The organism is Streptomyces sp. TG1A-60 (assembly GCF_037201975.1).
In the GTDB taxonomy this organism is placed as follows: domain Bacteria; phylum Actinomycetota; class Actinomycetes; order Streptomycetales; family Streptomycetaceae; genus Streptomyces.
Window position 1 is genome coordinate 7,324,737 of sequence record NZ_CP147520.1, and the last position, 18,246, is coordinate 7,342,982.

General features: G+C 72.4%; 15 protein-coding genes and 1 pseudogene. 11 read left to right on the plus strand and 5 right to left on the minus strand.

Features of this window, described 5'->3' with window-relative positions; genetic code table 11:
- Positions 1 to 301: 301 nt before the first annotated feature.
- Positions 302 to 784, plus strand: coding sequence for a hypothetical protein (locus WBG99_RS32160; RefSeq protein WP_338899712.1), 483 nt, complete (start codon positions 302 to 304; stop codon positions 782 to 784).
- A gap of 148 nt (positions 785 to 932) precedes the next feature.
- Positions 933 to 2,111, plus strand: a complete 1,179-nt coding sequence (locus WBG99_RS32165) for an acyl-CoA dehydrogenase family protein (RefSeq protein ID WP_338899713.1) — start codon at positions 933 to 935, stop codon at positions 2,109 to 2,111.
- On the opposite strand, the gene WBG99_RS32170 is transcribed toward WBG99_RS32165, so the two are convergent.
- Positions 2,039 to 2,260 carry a hypothetical protein gene (locus WBG99_RS32170; RefSeq protein WP_338899714.1) on the minus strand — a complete coding sequence of 74 codons (222 nt, stop codon included), beginning with the start codon at positions 2,258 to 2,260 and terminating at the stop codon, positions 2,039 to 2,041. The two genes, WBG99_RS32165 and WBG99_RS32170, sit on opposite strands and share 73 nt — an antisense overlap.
- 483 nt (positions 2,261 to 2,743) lie before the next feature.
- Here WBG99_RS32170 and WBG99_RS32175 point away from each other — a divergent pair, with 483 nt between their 5' ends.
- The 4 genes from WBG99_RS32175 to WBG99_RS32190 all read left to right on the plus strand — a co-directional run bounded on the left by WBG99_RS32175 (position 2,744) and on the right by WBG99_RS32190 (position 9,071).
- Positions 2,744 to 3,193, plus strand: coding sequence for a hypothetical protein (locus WBG99_RS32175; RefSeq protein ID WP_338900555.1), 450 nt, complete (start codon positions 2,744 to 2,746; stop codon positions 3,191 to 3,193).
- A gap of 216 nt (positions 3,194 to 3,409) precedes the next feature.
- Positions 3,410 to 6,565: a tetratricopeptide repeat protein gene (locus WBG99_RS32180; RefSeq protein ID WP_338899715.1), complete on the plus strand. Its 3,156-nt coding sequence runs from the start codon at positions 3,410 to 3,412 to the stop codon at positions 6,563 to 6,565.
- 30 nt (positions 6,566 to 6,595) lie between these two features.
- A complete protein-coding gene (locus WBG99_RS32185) occupies positions 6,596 to 6,946 on the plus strand; it encodes a flavin reductase family protein (protein WP_338900556.1) in 351 nt (116 codons plus the stop codon).
- A 604-nt stretch (positions 6,947 to 7,550) separates the two neighbouring features.
- Entirely contained in the window at positions 7,551 to 9,071 is a 1,521-nt protein-coding gene (locus WBG99_RS32190) for a glycoside hydrolase family 43 protein (RefSeq protein WP_338899716.1), read from the plus strand.
- 376 nt (positions 9,072 to 9,447) lie between these two features.
- Here the strand turns inward: WBG99_RS32190 and WBG99_RS32195 are convergent.
- A pseudogene (locus WBG99_RS32195) lies at positions 9,448 to 9,956 on the minus strand (NAD-dependent epimerase/dehydratase family protein); the annotation flags it as partial.
- A 528-nt stretch (positions 9,957 to 10,484) separates the two neighbouring features.
- Between WBG99_RS32195 and WBG99_RS32200 the strand changes: the two are divergent.
- The 4 genes from WBG99_RS32200 (at position 10,485) to cobM (ending at position 13,830) form a co-directional block, all read left to right on the plus strand.
- Positions 10,485 to 10,937 (plus strand): DUF4383 domain-containing protein, encoded by a 453-nt coding sequence (locus WBG99_RS32200; protein ID WP_338899717.1) that lies wholly within the window; start codon positions 10,485 to 10,487, stop codon positions 10,935 to 10,937.
- 159 nt (positions 10,938 to 11,096) lie between these two features.
- The gene (locus tag WBG99_RS32205) at positions 11,097 to 11,585 is read left to right on the plus strand and encodes a DUF5709 domain-containing protein (RefSeq protein WP_338899718.1); all 489 of its coding nucleotides are present in this window, start codon (positions 11,097 to 11,099) and stop codon (positions 11,583 to 11,585) included.
- A gap of 233 nt (positions 11,586 to 11,818) precedes the next feature.
- A complete protein-coding gene (gene cbiE, locus WBG99_RS32210) occupies positions 11,819 to 13,084 on the plus strand; it encodes a precorrin-6y C5,15-methyltransferase (decarboxylating) subunit CbiE (RefSeq protein ID WP_338899719.1) in 1,266 nt (421 codons plus the stop codon).
- Complete coding sequence (gene cobM, locus WBG99_RS32215) at positions 13,081 to 13,830, plus strand: precorrin-4 C(11)-methyltransferase (RefSeq protein ID WP_338899720.1); 750 nt, start codon at positions 13,081 to 13,083, stop codon at positions 13,828 to 13,830. The genes cbiE and cobM overlap by 4 nt, the downstream gene beginning before the upstream one ends.
- Before the next feature lie 230 nt (positions 13,831 to 14,060).
- Here cobM and WBG99_RS32220 read toward each other — a convergent pair whose 3' ends face one another.
- On the minus strand, positions 14,061 to 15,212 hold the full coding sequence (locus tag WBG99_RS32220; protein WP_338899721.1) for a cobalt-precorrin-5B (C(1))-methyltransferase: 1,152 nt from the start codon (positions 15,210 to 15,212) through the stop codon (positions 14,061 to 14,063).
- A gap of 18 nt (positions 15,213 to 15,230) precedes the next feature.
- Here WBG99_RS32220 and WBG99_RS32225 point away from each other — a divergent pair, with 18 nt between their 5' ends.
- Positions 15,231 to 15,977, plus strand: a complete 747-nt coding sequence (locus WBG99_RS32225; protein ID WP_338899723.1) for a cobalt-precorrin-6A reductase — start codon at positions 15,231 to 15,233, stop codon at positions 15,975 to 15,977.
- 52 nt (positions 15,978 to 16,029) lie between these two features.
- On the opposite strand, the gene WBG99_RS32230 is transcribed toward WBG99_RS32225, so the two are convergent.
- Both WBG99_RS32230 and WBG99_RS32235 read right to left on the minus strand, forming a co-directional pair.
- The gene (locus WBG99_RS32230) at positions 16,030 to 17,538 is read right to left on the minus strand and encodes a precorrin-2 C(20)-methyltransferase (protein ID WP_338899724.1); all 1,509 of its coding nucleotides are present in this window, start codon (positions 17,536 to 17,538) and stop codon (positions 16,030 to 16,032) included.
- Positions 17,535 to 18,197: a precorrin-8X methylmutase gene (locus tag WBG99_RS32235; protein WP_338899725.1), complete on the minus strand. Its 663-nt coding sequence runs from the start codon at positions 18,195 to 18,197 to the stop codon at positions 17,535 to 17,537. The genes WBG99_RS32230 and WBG99_RS32235 overlap by 4 nt, the downstream gene beginning before the upstream one ends.
- Between the last annotated feature and the right edge of the window lie 49 nt (positions 18,198 to 18,246).

Genomic DNA, 18,246 nt, shown 5'->3' on the forward strand with positions numbered 1-18,246 from the left:
CGTCAGCCCCGCGGTTCTGTCGCCGCACCGGACTGTGGCGTCGGCATCGGACCCGGCGCGGGCCTCGGCCGCTCCTCGCCGATCGTCGCGGCGGCCTGTGGCGACGCCGGTGCCCAGGTGGGGAGGCGCGTCAGGCCGCCAGCGGAAGGCAGCTCTGACCGCGGTGAACGGATCGCGTTCCGCGTACAAAGATGCGTCAGCTCGTCGTTGACCGGGGATCTGTGGCAGGGCCAGGGTGGTGGAGCCAGATCGGATTTCGATCTCCCGTTTCCGGCCACCGAACTGCGTGCAGGAGGCCGTCATGCTCCGGACAGACACCCTCGAACACACCGAAACCAAGGAAGACCGCGAAGTGGCCGCCGCCGTCACGACCGGGCCCGCCGTCACGACCGGGCCCGCCGTCACGACCGGGCCCGCCGTCACGACGGCGCCTGCCGCACCCGAAGGCACCGGCGGACCACGGCGCACTGTTCTTCCAGCGCTGCCTGTGGTGCGGCACTGCGGCCTACCGCCGCTCGTTCTGCCGTGCCTGCGGGTCCGTGGCCTTCCACGGGAACGCAGCGCGGGGGACGGGGGCGTGGTCCGCCGCCATGGCCATGTCCCGCACAACACGTGGTTCGTCGCCATGAACGAGGGATTCAACCTGCTCTGCCGGGCTACCGGGACGGCGCCCGTCGCGGTCGGGTCGAGGGTGAGTGTCGTGCGGACCGGCGCCTGCCTCGGCCAGGGGCATCCCGTCGTCGAGCCCACCCGCCCGGCGTCGCCCCCGGACCGCTGGTGGTGACGGGAAACCGCTCGGGCGACCGTTTGCGCACTCATGCCGAACGGGTCGCCCATCGCACTGAACCACGGGACACCCCGACGTGGCGGCCGTGAGCCGCCGGCGCGGGCAGCACGACCCAATCGATCACAACGAACCCCAGGAGCTCACGATGAGCGGCGCCAAGCCGATGAAGGACCCCCTCGACCTGCTCGACATCTCCTCCACCCTCACCGACGAGGAACGCGAGATCCAGGCCACCGTCGCCAAGTTCCTCGCCGACCGGGTGCGCCCGTACATCGGCGAGTGGTTCGAGAACGCCCACTTCGCCCGCGAACTCGCCCCCGAGCTAGGGAAGTTGGGTGTTCTGGGAATGCATCTCGAAGGCCACGGCTGTGCCGGGACGAACGCGGTCAGCTACGGCCTCGCCTGTCTGGAGCTGGAGGCGGCGGACTCCGGCTTCCGCAGCTTCGTCTCCGTTCAGGGCTCGCTGTCGATGTTCTCCATCTGGAAGTGGGGTTCGGAGGAGCAGAAGCTTCAGTGGCTGCCCCGGCTCGCCGCCGGTGAGGCGATCGGCTGCTTCGGCCTGACCGAGCCCGACTTCGGCAGCAACCCCGCCGGGATGCGCACCAGAGCCGTGCGTGACGACGGCGACTGGATCCTGAACGGCTCCAAGATGTGGATCACCAACGGCGGCATCGCCGATGTGGCCACCGTCTGGGCGCAGACCGAGGACGGAGTCCGGGGCTTCCTCGTACCGCGCGGAACACCGGGCTTCACCACCCAGGACATCAAGCAGAAGATGTCCCTGCGCGCCTCCGTCACCTCGGAGCTGTACTTCGACAACGTACGGCTGCCCGACTCGGCGCGACTGCCGCTCGCGGAGGGCCTGCGCGGACCGCTGGCCTGCCTGAACGAGGCCCGCTTCGGCATCCTGTTCGGCGCGGTCGGCGCTGCCCGCGACTGCATCCAGGCGGCCATCCAATACGCCGACTCCCGCGTGCAGTTCGACAAGCCGATCAGCGCCTTCCAGCTCACGCAGAAGAAGCTCGCCGACATGAGCGTGTCCGTGGGCAACGCCGCGCTGCTCGCCGTGCACCTGGGCCGGCTCAAGGACCAGCACCGCATCCGGCCCGAGCAGATCAGCGTCGGCAAGCTCAACAACGTGCGAGAAGCGATCGCCATCGCGCGGGAGTGCCGCACCGTCCTGGGAGCCAACGGCATCTCCCTGGAGTACTCGCCGCTGCGCCACGCCAACAACCTGGAGTCCGTCCTGACCTACGAAGGCACCAGTGAGATGCACACCCTGGTCGTGGGACAGGCGCTCACCGGCCAGGCGGCGTTCCGCTGACCGATGGTCAGGAAGGCTGCTGCGTGGGTGTTGGTCAGGGCGAGGAAGATGTTCGCCGTCGGGACCTTGCGTTCGGCCTCCAGACGGTCGTACAGGGGCTGTCGCGCCTCGTCGGCGTCCTCGCGGCGCAGGTAGGGGACTCGTGCCATGGGTGCAGGTCGTGCGCCGCGGCGAACGGCCGCGACGCGGACACGATGACGTACGGACGGCTGGCGCGGAGCGTCGTACAGGACAGTCCGGCCTCGTCACCGAACGCGTACAACAGAGCCACGTCGCACGATCCCTGGACCAACGCCTGTCGCATGTCGTCCTGCTGACCCTGGATCAGTTCCAGGCTGACCGCCGGGTGGAGCCGGGTGAACCCGTCCCACCAGGAGTGGAATCAGAAAGGGCGTAAGGGCCGCATATTGATCGGAAACCCATGGGGTTCTCGTCCGAATTCTCCGACCCGTACACCGTGGCCTCCGCGCTGATCGGCGGCGAGGCTGGGCCTGCATCTCGACGACTTCTCACCCGAGGCGTTCGCGGACCCGTGGCGGCTCCGCGCTGGCGGAGAGCGCGGTTCCCCCGGAACCGTGTCTGTCGTAGCGTGTGCTGAGCCTGGTGACAGCGCGTACGGAGGGTGGTTGGACGTGGATCCGGTATCGGTGGGGTTGCTGGCGGCGCTCGCGGGTGGCGTCGGCGGTGAGGTGGGCCGGCAGGCGTGGGCGGGGCTGAGCGCCCTGGTGCGGCGCCCGTTCCGGTCCGGGCGGGGCTCCGGCCAGGCCTCTGCGGTCAGTTCCGGCGAAGCCGAGCTGGTGGCCTTGGGCCAGGCGCCGGCCGATGTGACGCGTGCGCAGGCGCTCAGCACCGCTCTGGCGGTGCGGGCCTCGGTGGATGAGGAATTCGGGGACGGGCTTCGGCCATGGCATGAGCAGGCGAAGCTGGTACGCACCGGTGACGGCGAGGTGATCAACACGATCAGCGGTGGTACTCAGAATGGCCCCGTGGTACAGGGTCGGGACTTCTCGGGGATCTCCATCACCACCGCACCACCGCCCCCGGCCGTTCCTGGGGACAGCATGCCGCGCCGACAGGACTGAGCGCCCACCGCCCGGGGGGTTTCAGGGTTGTCGGTCGTTTACAGTCGGCTTTCGGGGGGTGGCTGCGTGGAGCTTCTGTGGGAAGGGCTGCTGCTGGCGACGGTACGCGGCGATGAGGACGGGGCCTGTTCCCGTCGGGAAGCCTTGGCCGCCCTCGTACGTGGCCCCCTGCCTCACGGCATTGAATGTCCCACCGGTGAGGCCGAGCTCGCGGCCGTGACCGCCGCTCCTTCCGATCCCGCCCTCGCCGGAGCGCTCGCCCTCGCCCTCGGCAAGAGAGCTCAGGTCCAGCCCGGTTTCGCGGAGGCTCTTGACGCCCTCTGGGGCGTTGCGGACGGTGCCCACTACAATCTCATCGCCGGCGGGGTACAGAACGGCCCGGTCTTCCAGATCGGCAACAACTACGGGCCGGTCACCGTTCACACCTCGTCGCCGGATTCCCTGCCGGCTCATTTGCAGGACCCCGAGGCATGGCCGGCGACCCGCGACTGGGACGGCCTGCTCGCCGGTGTACACCGCGCGCGCCCCGGGCAGGACGGCAGCGTCCTGCCCCCGTACGTCCCTCGGGACATCGACGAGGAGCTGCGCGCCCTGCTGACCGCAGCCGCCGGCGACGGCGGACTGGTCCTGGTCACCGGTGACTCCACGTCGGGCAAGACGCGGGCCGCTTTCGAGGCGCTGCGTGCCTCGCTCCCCGACCACCGCGTTGTGCAGCCGGCCGACCACACCGAACTGCCCGGGGTGGCCCGCGCCGTGGCCCGCTCCTCGGAGCCCTGTGTCGTATGGCTGGACGACCTGGAGCGCTACCTCGGACCCGGACCGGACAGCCTGACCCCCGCATTGCTGAGCCACTTCGCCGCCGGCACCACCGCCCTCCTCGCCACAATGAGACTGCGGCAGTACGAGACCTACACGGCTGACCACGACAGGGCGCGAGGCACCGCCGGGGCCAACGGCGGAGCTCACAAAGGGGTGCTGGCCGCCGCCCGCCGCGTGAACCTGGACCGTATGTGGAGCGGCACCGAGCTGGCCCGAGCCCGCGCCTGCGCCGACGACCGCATCACACATGCCTTGGCCCACCACGGCCCCCATGGCATCGCCGAGTACCTTGCCGCTGGCCCCGCCCTGCTGGACGACTGGCACACCGCAGACCGCCCCGGCGGCCACCCGCGCGGCGCCGCGCTGGTGGCCACCGCGGTCGACCTGTCCCGCACCGGACTGCCCGGCCCCTACCCGCGCTCGCTGCTGCTCCGCCTGCACGAACAGCGCCTCGCCCAGGCCGGAGGCGCACTGCTGCGGCCGGAGACAGCGGACGAGGCGTTCGCCTGGGCAGGCGCGCTTCGCTTCGGCGTGACCAGCCTGCTCCTACCGGGCGACGAGCCGGACACCTGGATGCCGTTCGACTATCTCGTCGACCGCACCGAGGACCCCCTGCCGTCGGAGGTGTGGGACGAGGCGCTGATGAACGCCCCCGAACCGGCCGCCCGATTCGCCGTCGGCTTCTCCGCCCTCCAGGCCGACCTGCCGCACGTGGCGGAAGCCGCCTGGCGACCGCACGCCCACACCGTCCCGATAATCGCCTCCTGGCTCGGCCGGCTGCTGGATGCACAGGAGCGGCCCGGCGAGGCGGAAGAGGTTCTGCGTGCCGCGATCAGGGCCGGTTCCGTCATCGCCGCCACCGACCTGGGGCTGCTGCTCGCACGCACCCACCGCCCCAACGAGGCCGAAGCCTGGCTGCGGCTGGCCGCTCGCTACGACGACGCCCGCGCCATGTACCTCCACGGCGAACTCCTGCGCCAAACCGGCCGGGAAGCGGAGGCCGAGCACTGGTTCCGACGTGCCGAGGCAGCCGGCAGCCAGGCCGCCACCACCGCCTACGGGATTCTGCTCGCCGACCTGGGCCGCACGGAGGCGGCCGAAGAGCAGCTGAGCCGGGCAGCGGACGCGGACCTTCCAGGGGCCGCTGCCGTCCTCGGACTGCTGCTCGTACGGACCGGCAGACCGGAGGAGGCGGAGGAGCTGACGCGACGTCCCCTGCCCGAGCCCAGCTTCGCCCGCCTGCGCCTCTCCTTCGGCCTGAAATATGCGGGATTCCTCCTCAACAGACCCGACCGCGCGGAACTGGAGTACGCCCGTACCGCCCTGCTCTCCCGTATCGAGGCCGCCGGTGCACCCGGCGGCGGGGTGTTCCTGCTGTCTCCGGATCTGGCGGAGGACGACGAGTACACCCACTGGTCGGCCAATCACGGCAACGTGTTCGCCGCCCTGGACCTGGCCGGCCTCGGCCCAGGCGATCCTTCCGGCTTCGAGAACGAACTCCACCGTCGTATCATCGAGGCTGGCCGCAGCGGGGACAACGCACAGGCAGCGGCCCTCGCCCGCCCTGCGGCGGACGAGGGCGACAGTACCGCCAGAAGCATGCTCATCACCGCGCTCACGGCACTGGGCCGCGAGGATGAAGCCCTGCCCTATGCGCGCGCCGCTGTGGCGGACGACGAGGATGACAAGGCCTGGCACCTGGCCGGCCTGCTTTACCTGACGGGCCGCCAAGATGAGGCAGAGCAATATCTTCCGCTTCTCGGTGAGAAGCAGGCAGAGGACACCTACCGCGAGGCCCGCTTCTTCCGTCTCATGGAATACACCGCCCGTATGGAGGAAGCGGAGGGGATCCGGCGTGAACGTCCCGAGCTGTGCGACCTGAGCTCAGCCGAGTGCCGCCGCAGGGTCGAAGGTTACCTGCGACTCGCCGCCCGCCTCGGACACTTTGAGGCCGCTGCCCAACTCGCCGATGTCCTCGACAAGTCCGGCCGGAGCACCGAGTCCACCCTCTACCATCGCCAGGCCGCCGACGGCGGAGACCTCCGGGCAGCCTTCATCACCGCCGAACGACTCCAGCGGGACGGCGACGTGCAAGCAGCGGAACGCTACTACCGCCGCGCCGCCGACCGGGACCACTCCAAGGCCGCCAGGCACCTCGCCCGCCTGCTCGGTCAGTCCGGCCGCCGGGGCGAAGCCCGTGCCTACCGGCGCCGCGCAGCCCAGGCCGACCGCCGGGCCGATCGCCTCGAAGCAGGCATCCTCCAGCGTGCCACCTGGTGCCTGCTGACACTCGGCTCTCTGGGGCTGCTCTCCTGGGTGCCATTCCTCTACGTGGCTCTCCGACGCGGCCGTCGTCGTGACTGGTGGACCTGTGCCGCCTTCTTCGTGGTCCAGGCAGTGGTCGTCACAGCGGTGGTCCTCATCACACGTAGTCCCGGGGACCGCACTCTGGAGGCGCTGCAGCCGCTCTTCGGTAGCCTGATGCACATCACCCTCGCGTCAGGCCCGCTGATGCTGGCCTTCGCCACCTTCGACAGGCCGAGAGCTGACTGACCCCACCGTCAGGGTCGTACGGCTTCGCCGCTGCGAGGATGCGGCGGGCGCCGCGTACGACCGCCTCGTCGATCATCGAGTACCTTCCCCCGGGTCTCCCTGTCGCCCGCCCTGATATCGGTCTGCGTGCAGGGCACCTCCACGACATGGCCGAGGCTGCGCCGACGGAGCCGTGTGGGGGTGAGCGTGCTCGCACAGGGACAGGACGCGGTCTGCCGGTCGCTGGCCGGCAAGCAGGGCGACCGGTTCGAGGGAGTCGACTGGGACGCCGCCGACGGCGGCGGCGGCGTGTACGTCCACGGTGCCAGTCTCTGGCTGAGCTGCTCGCCGAACTCCCCGGCGGTGACCACGCGATCGTCCTGCTGGAGATCCAGGGCCTGAAGGCCGAACCCGACCGGGAACCCCTGGTGTCCCACAACAGCAGGTTCCGGCGCCTGGCCGTCTCGTAGACCGGTGCCACTGCGCGGGCTCACGACGCCCGCCCGGACCCGCTGTCCCGAAGGCCACCGCCGGCCGCGGGCGACACCTGGCCTGTCGCCCGCGGCCGGCGGCGATCACAGCCTGGGAGCGTGTGGCGCGCGTCGGCGCTCTACGATGCCTCCATGTTCATACGGGGACGCGGAAGGCGGAGGGGGCGGCCCGCGTCACAGGCGGCCGTGGCCCTGAGTTCGGGCATCGAGCCGGCGGCGGCCACGGCCGCTTGTCGGAAGGGCGAGAAGGTCACCGGGAAGACCACGAGGGCCGCGGGCGCGTATCCGGACCGTGCCGAGCGGGCCTTTCCGGCGTTCGAGGGCGCGTCGACCGCGATCCCGCTCGGAGCCGGCCAACGACGTCGGATGCTCGATGCCGGGAACCGGGCATCGCCATCGACCCCGCACGTGCCGAACGCCGACGGCCGGCGAACCGGGACAGGGCCGTGGGCCACCGGCAGCCCCTTCCGCCAGTAAGCCTCTCTTTCCTTCGTGCCGCACCAGTGAAAGGACTGATGAGGGTGTCGAGCGTGTCCGGAACGGGCAACACCGTCAGCAACCCGGTGATCCCCGGCTTCTACCCCGACCCGTCCGTCTGCCGGGCGGGCGAGGACTACTACCTCGTGTGCTCCAGCTTCGAGTACTTCCCCGGCGTCCCCGTGTTCCACAGCCGGGACCTGGTGCACTGGACCCAGATCGGCAACGCGCTCGACCGCCCGAGCCAACTGCGCCTGCCGCTGGACACGCCGGCCTCAGGGGGGATATACGCACCCACACTGCGGTATCGCGACGGCCGTTTCTGGCTGATCGTCACGAACGTGAGCGGCGACGGCAATCTGTTGTTCACGGCCACCGATCCGGCCGGCCCCTGGTCCGAGCCGATCCGGTTGCCCGGGGTGCACGGCATCGACCCGGACCTCGCCTGGGACGACGACGGCACCTGCTGGTGCACCACGGCCGGAGTCGGCCAGGTCCGCATCGACCCCCACACCGGGGAGACCTTCGGGCCCTCGCGCCGCCTGTGGTCCGGCACGCCCGGCGCCAAGGCCCCCGAGGCGCCGCACCTGTACCGGATCGGCGACTACTGGTACCTGCTCATCGCCGAGGGCGGCACCGAGCGGTGCCACGGCGTCTCGATCGCCCGTGGCCACACGCCCACGGGTCCGTTCGAACCGTGCCCGGCCAACCCGATCCTGACCCACCGGGGCACCGACCACCCCATCCAGAACACCGGCCACGCCGATCTGGTGCAAGGGCCCGACGGTTCGTGGTGGATGGTGCTGCTCGGCGTACGGCCGGGGGGCGGCACACCCGGCTGGCACGTACTCGGCCGGGAGACCTTCCTCGTACCGGTCGACTGGGTCGACGGCTGGCCCGTCGTCGGCGAACTGTCGTCCGTCATGCCCGCACCCTCCTGGCCACTGCGGCCGGATGACGTGGTGCCGGAGGGCCGGGACGACTTCGACGCGAGCGAGCTGGCCCCGCACTGGATCTCGCTGCGTCACCGCTCCGCGGAGGAGTGCACCACGAGGGAACGGCCCGGCCGGCTCACCCTGCGCGCCCGTGGCGGATCGCTCGACGACACCGACGTGACCTTCGTGGGACGGCGGCAGCAACATCCGTCGTGTCGGGTGCGGACCTCGGTCGACGCGGCGGAAGGGCAGGGCGGCCTTGCGGTTCGCCTTGACGAGCGCCACCACTACGCCGTCGAGGTCGCGTCCGGGCAGGTGCGGGTCCGGGCCCGTATCGGCCCGTTGAACACCGCCGTGGCATCCCGGCCGACACCCCCCGGGCCGGTGGTCCTCCGCATCGAGGTGAGTGCCGTGGACACCGTGCACGACGCGCGCACCGGCCCCGACACCGTCTCGATCGGAATGGAGGAACCGGACGGCACATTCGTCGAACTCGCCTCACTGGACGGCCGGTACCTCTCCACGGAGGTCGCCGGCGGCTTCACCGGCCGGGTCATCGGCATGTACGCCTCGGCCGGCTCCGTCCACTTCGACTGGTTCGAGTACGAGCCGCTCGACCGCTGAGACAGCCATCGGCGCCCCGGCCGTGAGGCGAGGAGTCCGGCCGGGGCGGAACGTCCGTCATCACGGCGACCTCGGGACGACGCCATCCCCGACTGGCTGCAGGTAGTGGCCTACATCACAGTAGCCTGTCGAGGTTCGGTGGGGTCTCTGCCGACGATCGACCGCCGTTGGCCCGTCATGCCGGCGGACGGGTTTCACGCCGACTGCTGCTGCTTCTTCTTCTTCTTCTTCGCAGCCGCTCCGTGGTTGGCGGCTCAGGACTGAGCGCAGCCGCCCAGAGGCAGCTCGGTGCCCGTCGTACGGCAGGCTTCTGCGGACACGGGCGACCCCTCGGCCGGGGAAGACCGAAGGGGACGGCGGGAGTCCCAGTCCCAGGGAAGACGCCGCCCCGGTCGGGGCTCATCACCATGGCGGAACGCAGGGCCACCTTGCGGGTGCGCGGGGTGTCGGCCTCCTCGAGTTCCCGCTCCCAGGCACTGGCGATGTCGACGCTGTAGGACCAGTAACCCGGTACGTCGGGCTCGGTGCCGCCCGGCACGCCGGCGGCCTCGTCGTTGGGCGCGTCGAAGCGGTGGGCGTAGAGGGTGGCGGTACTCATCTGCAGTCAGACCCGGGAGGGCTGGAGGCGGCGGCGATCGCCTCGCCGACGACCCGGGCGGAGTGCACGCGCGAGTCCATCATCGCCCGCAGATTGTCGGGGGTGTAGCGGCAGCTCACGCTGCGGCCGGCCGGGTTGACCAGGACATCGCAGCCGTCGACCACCTCGGCCCACCGCCCCAGGGTCGCACCGTCCCAGGCGACCTCACCGCGCTGCGCCGGCCGTCGGCTCAGGACCACGACCTCGTGCCCGGCCGCCGTCACTGCGCGGTTCAGGATCGCGCCCACCTGCCCGGTTCCTCCGGGGATCACGATCTTCTCCGGCTTCCCTTCGCGTGTACCGAGATGACTCTGGCCCAGAATTGAACATGTTCTAAAAATGCTGTCCCGTTGCGTGCCGGGCCATCGGCGGGCCGTGGGCGCGATCACGGCGCTGATCCGGTGGTTCCGGGTGTCCGGGGGAAGCCGGGCGCGACCGGGCAGCGTGGCCGGCGGGCGCCGGGCGGCTCGTGAGGCGGTCGGCGCCTGACCGGAAGGGCGTGTGTGCGGGTCCGGCCGTTGTCGCGCCCGCACGCGACGGTCACGGGAGACGCCGGACGCCGGCGGAGCACCACCGGCCGACGTGACGCCGTCGGATCCGAGGCCGGCCCGCCGAAGGACTGACCAGCGTGGCCGGGTGCCGCACCGAAAGCGGATGCCGCCCTCCCGTCCTGTTTTGTCAGATTCCGCATGTATCGGAGATATGCGACACCGGCCGGGGTACCCGCCGCGCACAGGCGCTCATCGGGACGCGCCCCGGACGAGAAGGTCGGTTCCATGGCCACACGTACTCGTGCGAAGAGCGGTACCCGTACCCCTGTCCAGCAGGCGGCGCTGCTGGTCGGTGTGGTGTTCCTCCTGATGGGGATCCTGGGATTCGTTCCGGGGATCACGACCGACTACGACACGATGGAGTTCGCCTCCCACGACTCCGGTGCCCAACTCCTCGGTATCTTCCAGGTGTCCGTCCTGCACAACCTCGTACATCTGGCGTTCGGCGTGGCCGGCATCGCCATGGCCCGCGCCGTGTCGTCCGCCCGCACCTTCCTGCTGGTGGGCGGAGCCGTCTATCTGGTGCTGTGGTTGTACGGCCTGATCATCGACCATGGCAGCGCGGCCAACTTCGTGCCGGTGAACACGGCCGACAACTGGCTGCACTTCTTCCTCGGCATCGGCATGATCGCGCTCGGAGCGCTGCTCAGCCGCCCCCGCGCCAACGCCTCCTCCTGAAGGTGAGGGCCGGGGAGCCGGAGGGCCGCGTCCGGGCGGATGACATGGCCTGCCGCACGGCGATCCAGCGGGAAGCAGGCCCACGGCGAAGGTGTCACGTCTTCGGTACCCGGTACTCCGCAGGGAGACCGAAACCAGCCACTGCCCCCGGAGGCGATCATGAGTGACCAGAACATGGCGGACGACGCATACCAGCCCACGCGGAACAACGAGGAGCAGGAGGACGCGGCGCCGCTGGACCTCCAGGACGCGGTCGACGAGCGCACGTACGACGACATGCTGGACGAGGGCTACTCGCCGCCGGAGAAGCCTCTCGGCGTCACGAAGACCGGCACGACGGCGGCCGAGCAGCACGAGGGCGAGTCGCTGGACGAGAGGCTGCGCCAGGAGGTGCCCGACGTGCAGGCGCCGGCCGGGGACGGCATCGGCGACCTGCCGGGCGGTGAGGGAGAACCGCTACACCCGGAGGCCGGCACGGACCGCGCCGGCCGTCTGGTGGCACCGGACGAGGGCCTGCGGAGGGACACCACCAGGGAACTCGTCGCCGAGGACGAGGGCATCGACGGCGGAGCGGCGGGCGCGGAGGAGGCCGCGATGCACGTCGTGCCCGACGATCGGCTGCCCCCGTCGGGCGAGCGGGGCGCATGACAGGGACGCCGGGTGCGAGCCGGGCCCCACGAGCGGCCCGATGCGCGGGTGTCGCGGCTTCGAGGACCAGGTGCCGTCGGCGGGTTCGGCGCGGCCGAGGGACGTGGGCGGAGGGCGGCGCGTGAGCGGCCGAGGGCGGCGGGAGGTGTACCCGGGCACGGCCGTGCAGGTCACCGGGCAGTAGAGTGCGCCTCTGTCGCCCCGAGAGCCGCCCGAACCCGAGGTACCGAGCAGTGATCCCCGCACGACAAGGACCGCCGTACGCCGTCACCGTCGTCGGGCTCGGCGCCGACGGCTGGCCGGGCATCACCGACGCCTCAAGGACGGCTCTGCGGGAGGCCGAGGTACTGATCGGCGGGCCGCGGCAGCTGGACCTGCTGCCCCCGGAGTGCGAGGGGGAGCGGATCGCCTGGCCCTCGCCCCTGCGCCCCGCCGTCCCCGGCCTGCTCGCCGCGCACGCTGGCCGGCGGATCGCCGTGCTCGCCAGCGGCGACCCCATGTTCCACGGCATCGGCCGCGCCCTCGCCGAGGAGGCCGGCGACCGGCTGCGGATCCTGCCGCACCCGTCCTCCGTCTCCTACGCCGCCGCCCGGCTCGGCTGGCCGCTGGAGGACGTCGAGGTGGTCACCCTCGTCGGCAGACCCGCCGCCCGCCTCTCCGCCGCCCTGCACGAGGGCCGGCGGCTCCTCGTGCTCAGCGCGGACGCCGGGACGCCCGCCGAGGTCGCCGCCCTGCTGCGGGACCGAGGCTTCGGGCCGAGCCGGATGCGGATCCTGGAACAGCTGGGCGGACAGAAGGAGCGGACGACCGAGGCGACCACCGCCGACGACCGGGTACCAACGCGCCCACCCGTCGATCCCCTCAACATCGTCGCCGTCGAGTGCCGGCGGGCCCCCGACAGGCTCCGGCTCGGCGCCGTACCGGGGCTCCCGGACGAGGCGTACGAGCACGACGGGCAGCTCACCAAGCGGTATGTGCGCGCCGCCACGCTGGCCGCGCTCGCCCCGGCACCCGGTGAGCTGCTCTGGGACATCGGCGGAGGGTCCGGCTCCATCGCGATCGAGTGGATGCGTACGCACCCCTCCTGCCGGGCGGTCACCGTCGAACGTGATCCGGTGCGGGCCGAGCGCATCACCCGCAACGCCGAACGGCTCGGCGTGCCCGGGCTGCGGGTCGTCACCGGTGCCGCGCCCGCCGCGCTGGCCGAACTGCCGCCGCCCGACGCCGTGTTCATCGGCGGCGGGCTCACCGCGCCCGGCCTCCTCGACGCGTGCTGGGCGGCTCTGCCCGACGGCGGGCGGCTGGTCGCCAACACCGTGACGCTGGAGTCCGAGGGGCTGCTCGCCGCCGCCCACCGGCGGCACGGCGGCGAGCTGGTGCGTCTCGCGGTGGCGCACGCGGTGCCCGTGGGCGGCTTCACCGGGTGGCGGCAGGCGATGCCGGTGACCCAGTGGGCCGTACAGAGAACCCTCAACACCGTTCCGGGAGCAGACAGATGACCGTGTACTTCATCGGCGCCGGCCCCGGCGCCGCCGACCTGATCACGGTCCGGGGCGCCCGGAGGCTCGCCGCCTGCCGGGTCTGCCTGTACGCGGGCAGCCTCGTCCCGCGCGAACTGCTGGCCACATGCCCGCCGGACGCCCGGCTGGTGGACACCGCCCAGCTCGACCTGGACCAGATCACCGCCGAGCTGGTCCGCGCGCACGAGGAGGGGCACGACGTGGCCCGGCTGCACTCCGGGGACCCGTCCGTGTTCAGCGCGGTCGCCGAGCAGATGCGGCGGCTGGACGCGGCCGGGGTGCCGTACGAGGTGGTGCCGGGCGTGCCCGCGTTCGCCGCCGCGGCGGCCTCCCTGAAGCGGGAGCTGACCGTGCCGACCGTCGGCCAGACCGTCATCCTCACCCGCGTCGCCCAACGCGCCACCGCCATGCCGGAGGGCGAGGACCTGGCCACCCTCGGCCGCAGCGGTGCGCTGATCGTGCTGCACCTCGCCGCCACGTACGTGGACCGTGTGGTCGCCGAACTGCTCCCGCACTACGGCGCCGACTGCCCCGCCGCGGTCGTCGCCTACGCCTCCCGCCCCGAGGAACTGATCATCCGGGGCACGCTGGAGGAGATCGCCGGGAGGGTGAAGGAGGCCGGTGTCCTGCGCACCGCAGTGATCATGGTCGGGCGGACGCTGGGTGCCGAACAGTTCCGCGACAGCCACCTGTACTCGCCGGACCGGGAACGCCACATCTGCTGACCCCGGACGGTACGGGGCCGCTCACCCGACGTTCGCCACGCTGCCGGAGCTCCGGTGGGGGAGTCCGGCGGACCGGCGGTCCCTCACGTGAGCCCGATCGCCGCCCCAGGGGGCGGAAAGGGGAGCGGCGTCGTTCCGCGCGGGGGTCGCCGCGGTCGGGGTGGCTGTGCGGGCGAGCGTGCGCGACGCGGCGGCGGTCCGGGCGCGGTGTGCGGGCAGGGGCGATCGCGCTACCGGACCGCGCTGCGCCCCACGATCGTGCCCGCCCGGTCGATACAGATCACGTCGACCGCGACGGGCGCGCCCCGCAGCACGGCCAGGGCCTCGTCGCGGGCCGTCGTCGCGACCAGATCGCCCAGCTGCACACGGGCCGCCCGGCACAGCTGGAGCGCGGCGAGCCCGGTGTTGGCGTCGGCCACCTCGGCGGCCAGGGCCTCTCCCGCGCCGCCGCGCCGGGCCAGCTCGGCGAGGAAGGCCTTGTCGACCTGGGAGCGGGCGGAGTGCAGATCGAGATGGCCGGCGGCGAGCTTGGAGAGCTTGGCGAAACCGCCGCAGATCGTCAGCCGCTCGACGGGATGCCGGCGCACGTACTTCAGCACCGCGCCCGCGAAGTCACCCATGTCGAGCAGCGCGTCCTCGGGCAGCTCGTACTCGGCGACGACCGTCCTCTCCGACGTCGACCCGGTGCACCCGGCCACATGCGTGCGCCCGGCCGCCCGTGCCACGTCCACGCCCCGCCGGATGGAGTCGATCCACGCCGAACAGGAGTACGGGACCACGATCCCGGTGGTGCCCAGGATCGACAGACCGCCGAGGATGCCGAGGCGCGGGTTCCAGGTGGAGCGGGCGATCTCCTCGCCGTGGTCCACGGAGACGGTGACTTCGACGTCACCGGTGCCGCCGTGCCGGGCGGCGACCCGGGCGACATGGTCCCGCATCATCTGACGGGGGACCGGGTTCACCGCCGGTTCACCGACGGGCAGGGGCAGGCCCGGACGGGTGATGGTCCCGACGCCGGGTCCGGCCCTGAAGACCACCCCGGCCCCGGCCGTCAGCCGCCGTACCGTGGCCCGCACCAGCGCGCCGTGCGTGACGTCCGGGTCGTCACCCGCGTCCTTCACGACCCCCGCCATCGCGCTCTCGCCGGTCAGCTCCTCGACCGCGAGCGCGAACGACGGGGTCTGCCCCTTCGGCAGGGTGATCGTCACCGGGTCGGGGAACTCGCCGGTCAGCAGCGCGGTGTACGCGGCCGTCGTCGCCGCCGTCGCACAGGCGCCGGTGGTCCAGCCGTGCCGCAGACCGGTGTGCTTGAGTTGGGCCGCGCGACCGCCCTTCGCCGAACCGGCGGCACCACCCGCACCTTGCTCTTCACTTCTGCTCATGAACGGACCCGGACTTCCATGCATGTACTGATACTCGGCGGAACCACGGAGGCCCGCCGCCTGGCCGAGCTGCTGCACCGCACCCCGGGCCTGACCCTGACCAGCTCCCTCGCCGGACGGGTCGCCGGCCCCCGGCTGCCCCCGGGGAAGGTCCGGGTCGGTGGCTTCGGCGGGGCCGAGGGCCTGGCTGCCTGGCTGCGCGAGCACACCGTCGACGCGCTCATCGACGCCACCCACCCTTTCGCCGGGACCATGAGTTTCCACGCGGCGCGGGCAGCCGCCACCACCCATGTTCCCCTGCTCGCGCTGCGCCGCCCCGGCTGGGTCCCGGTCGACGGCGACGACTGGCACGCGGCCGCCACCCTGGCAGAGGCCGCGACCCTGCTGCCCGCGCTCGGCCGGCGCGTCTTCCTCACCACCGGACGCATGGGCCTGGCCGCGTTCGCCGCCCTCGACGACCTGTGGTTCCTCGTACGGTCCGTCGACGCGCCCGAGGCCCCGCACCCGGCCCGTATGGAGGTGCTGCTCGACCGGGGCCCCTTCACCCTCGACGGGGAGCGCGAGCTGCTGCGCCGCCACCGTGTCGACGTCGTCGTGACGAAGGACAGCGGGGGAGCCGCCACCGCTCCGAAACTGACGGCCGCCCGTGAGGCCGGGCTGCCCGTCGTCGTGGTGCGCAGGCCGCCCGCGCCGGAGGGCGTCCCCGTGGTGGCCGACCCCGAGGCGGCGGCCCGTTGGGTCGAGGAGCGTGTCCCCGCCCGCTGACTCCCGGCAGCCGACGCGCGGCGCCGCACACGTGGCGCGGCGCCGCGCACGCTCAGCCCTCCGGATAGCGGCGAGGCGTCCAGACGATCTCCTCGCCGTGCCCGCGCCGTGCGACCCGGGTCTGCGAGGACCCGACCAGCAGGATCGTCCGCATGTCGACCTCCGCCGGGTCCAGGTCGGCCAGCCGTACGATCCGGACGCGTTCCCCGGAGCCGCCCACGTCCCGCGCGACCACGACCGGGGTGTCCGGCGCCCGGTGCTCCAGCAGCAGCTCGCGCGCCTTGCCCACCTGCCAGGTGCGGCTTCGGGAACCGGGGTTGTACAGGGCAAGGACCAGGTCCGCCGAGGCCGCGGCGCGCAGCCGCTCGGCGATCACCTCCCACGGCTTGAGCCGGTCGGAGAGGGAGAGGGCGGCGTAGTCGTGGCCGAGCGGGGCGCCCGCGCGGGCGGCGGCGGCGTTGGCGGCGGTCACGCCCGGCAGCACACGCACCGGAACCCCCGTGTACTCCTCCTGCGCGGCGACCTCCAGCACGGCCGTCGCCATGGCGAAGACGCCCGGGTCGCCGCCGGAGACGACCGCGACCCGCCGCCCACGCCGGGCCAGACCGAGGGCGAACTCGGCGCGCTCCGACTCGACCCGGTTGTCCGAGCCGTGCCGCACCTGGCCCGCCCGGAGCGGCACCCGGTCCAGGTAGGTGGTGTAGCCGACCAGGTCGTCGGCGGCGGCGAGCGCGCCCCGCGACTCGGGCGTCAGCCACAGCGGGCCGGCCGGACCGGTCCCGACCACGACCACCTCGCCCCGCTGCCGCTCCTCGCCCCGCTCCCGGGCCACGGGCCGCTCGGCGTCGACCTGGCTGGGCAGCACGGCCACCGAGAAGTACGGCACCGACTCCGCGTCCACGTCCGCCAGTTCGGCGAGCCGCTCCCCGGCCATGGTGGCCCGCTCGACATACCGGGCCTCACCCAGCCGTCCCGAACTCTCCAGCGCGCCGCGGACCTTGCTGAAGGTCCGGCCCAGCTTCATCACCACGGCCACGTCCGTCGCGGCCAGCCGCGCGGTCAGCTCCTCCTCGGGCAGGGTGCCCGGCAGGATCGTCAGCACCTCCTCGCCCTCGGCGAGCGGCGTGCCCAGCCGGGCCGCGGCGGCGGACACCGACGTCACCCCCGGGATGACCTCGGTGTCGTAGCGGTCGACGAGCCGCTTGTGCATGTGCATGTAGGAGCCGTAGAAGAGCGGATCGCCCTCGGCGAGGACCGCGACCGTGCGCCCCGCGTCGAGATGCGCCGCCAGCCGGGCCGACGCCTGCGCGTAGAACTCCTCCATCGCGCCCTTGTAACCGCCCGGATGGTCGGTGGTCTCCGTCGTCACCGGGTAGACCAGCCGCTCCTCGATGTGGTCGGCGCGGATGTGCCGTGCCGCGATCGAGCGGGCGATGGACCGGCCGTGCCGGGCACTGTGGTACGCGATCACATCCGCCTCGGCGATGACCTCGACGGCCCGTACGGTCATCAGGGACGGGTCACCGGGGCCGAGCCCCACCCCGTACAGCTTGCCGCTCACTCTTCCTCACTCGCGATCGCGTTGAGCGCGGCGGCGGCGACGGCACTGCCGCCCCGCCGGCCGCGTACGACGATGTGCTCCAGGCCCGAGGGGTGCGCGGCCAGCGCGTCCTTGGACTCCGCGGCGCCGACGAACCCGACCGGCACGCCGATGACGGCGGCGGGCCGGGGCGCGCCCTCCTCGATCATCTCCAGCAGCCGGAACAGTGCGGTGGGCGCGTTGCCGACGGCCACGACCGAACCCTCCAGCCGGTCCCGCCACAGCTCCAGAGCGGCGGCGCTGCGGGTGGTGCCCAGCTTCGCCGCCAGCTCGGGGACGGCCGGGTCGGAGAGTGTGCACAGCACGTCGTTGTCGGCGGGCAGCCGCTTGCGGGTGACACCGCTGGCCACCATCCGGACGTCGGTGAAGATCGGCGCCCCGGCACGCAGGGCCTCGCGGGCGCGGGCCACCACGTGGGGCGTGTACGCCAGGTCCCGTACCAGGTCGACCATTCCGCAGGCGTGGATCATCCGGACCGCGACCTGGCTGACGTCGGCGGGCAGGTCCGCGAGGTCCGCCTCCGCGCGGATGGTGGCGAAGGACCGCCGGTAGATGGCCGGGCCGTCCTTCTCGTAGTCGTACGTGGTCACGGTGGTGTTCTCGCTGCTCTCGGTCGTCATAGGGGTGTCGTTCGTGCGGCTCGTGCGGATGCTGGGTTCGTGAGGTTCG